Genomic DNA, 1,528 nt, shown 5'->3' on the forward strand with positions numbered 1-1,528 from the left:
TTATTGAGTTGTTCGGCGGTTGTACTTGTGTCCTTGGACATAGCTTGATATTCAGCACGTAACATAGCTGTACGTTTCTTGGCTGCTTCCATTTGAATTTCAAGCTTCTTCTTTTCAGCAAGAAGTTTATCAGTCATTGTCGCATCTTGGCCCATTGCTGCAATATGATTTTTATATTCTTTCGCTGCATTATTCATAACCATATTAATTTGTTTCAATGTATTTGCATACTGAACTTGGCCATCCATTTTAAAATTAAGAACAACGTTTCTTTCTTTGCTATTCCCAGGCATTTTCTCACCTCATTTCTTATAGGAATGGTGTTTGATCTAGCGTGTAGATTTGTTTCGTTTTCTGCTCATGTAATGCATCCGGATTGTTGTATCTGAGATGCATAATGAATTGTTTTAAAAAATGTGCAGGTGTTATTTTCCAGAAGTCATTCATACTTAAACCAAGCAACGTATTACCAACATAAAAATAAAAATCCCAGTCCAATTCGGACTGAGATTCCTCGTTTTTAGTCAGTATGTTTTTCACTTTTTTTCTTGCTTGAGCTTCTCCATATCGGAATGTTGGAAGTTTTGATTGTTAAAAATGTTAAATACCACTTTGAAAATATCAGGTAAATCATAAAGCGGAATTGAATTTTTCACTTCTGTTGGTGTACACTCAGTACCTCCACTACGCATCATCGCGTAAATTAAAGATTGCATCAATTTCGCTTCATTTTCCCCTAAGCTAAATTGTTCTTTTGCCAACATTTCATTCATATCTTTTTCAAACTCATGATATGGTTTCCCATAAGATTCTTCCACATAAGGGAATGATTCAAACGTAAAAATAACAGGGATATCAACACCCTGTATTTTGATTTTATTCAAATTTATATTAACGTTAACTAAATCACTTAAACGTGCCATAATTGCCCTCCTTATTTACCTGTTTGAGTTGTTCCACCTAGCTGCGCTAGTTGAGATTCATCACAAATTACTTGTTTTAGGAAATCTTCAGCTTTAATTCCTTTTGCCTCTGGATCACCAGTATCCAATTCAGCTTGTGTTACATCATTAAATAACAATGGATCTGCTGTAATTGTGTAAGCAATGTCATCCACAGTCATTTCATCACCTTGTGTTTTCCAAGATTCCTCTACTGGAGCAACTGTACATTTTGGGTACCAACGTAATATTTTTGTTCCATCATTTAAAGGGAATACAACCCCTACTGCGAACTTTGGATACGCCTTCGCCTTCGCTGTTTCAAAAGACACACCTTTTTTACGTGTTTTAGCAAAGATTTTATCTTTTACTTCACGATTTAGACCAGCAAGATTAAAAGCTAATCCAAACGCTGTATTTTTGACAATGTTAATAATTTTTTTGTTAGATGCCCACTTTGTAAAATTAGTAGAAGTAGTGGAAATCGTTAAATCAGAAATATTCGTTTGTCTATAAACGATATCCTCATAAGTTGGTAGTGCACTAGAAGTTTCATTTCCCTTCATCAAGCACAGATATAAATCTTC

4 protein-coding genes are annotated in these 1,528 nt (G+C 34.6%); all 4 read right to left on the reverse strand.

Going from position 1 to position 1,528, the window contains the following annotated elements; genetic code table 11:
- Positions 1-293: hypothetical protein (locus ACQGS6_RS28210; RefSeq protein ID WP_142339698.1), on the reverse strand; the 293-nt coding region annotated here is incomplete at its 3' end.
- A gap of 16 nt (positions 294-309) precedes the next feature.
- Complete coding sequence (locus ACQGS6_RS28215; RefSeq protein ID WP_000383691.1) at positions 310-498, reverse strand: hypothetical protein; 189 nt, start codon at positions 496-498, stop codon at positions 310-312.
- Positions 499-536: 38 nt separating this feature from the next.
- The gene (locus ACQGS6_RS28220) at positions 537-923 is read right to left on the reverse strand and encodes a hypothetical protein (protein WP_426966011.1); all 387 of its coding nucleotides are present in this window, start codon (positions 921-923) and stop codon (positions 537-539) included.
- An 11-nt stretch (positions 924-934) separates the two neighbouring features.
- Positions 935-1,528 (reverse strand): phage tail protein (locus tag ACQGS6_RS28225; protein ID WP_426966012.1); only part of this gene is annotated, 594 nt, incomplete at its 5' end.

This window comes from Bacillus sp. GMs2/2, from assembly GCF_050172095.1.
GTDB classification, from domain to species: domain Bacteria; phylum Bacillota; class Bacilli; order Bacillales; family Bacillaceae_G; genus Bacillus_A; species Bacillus_A cereus.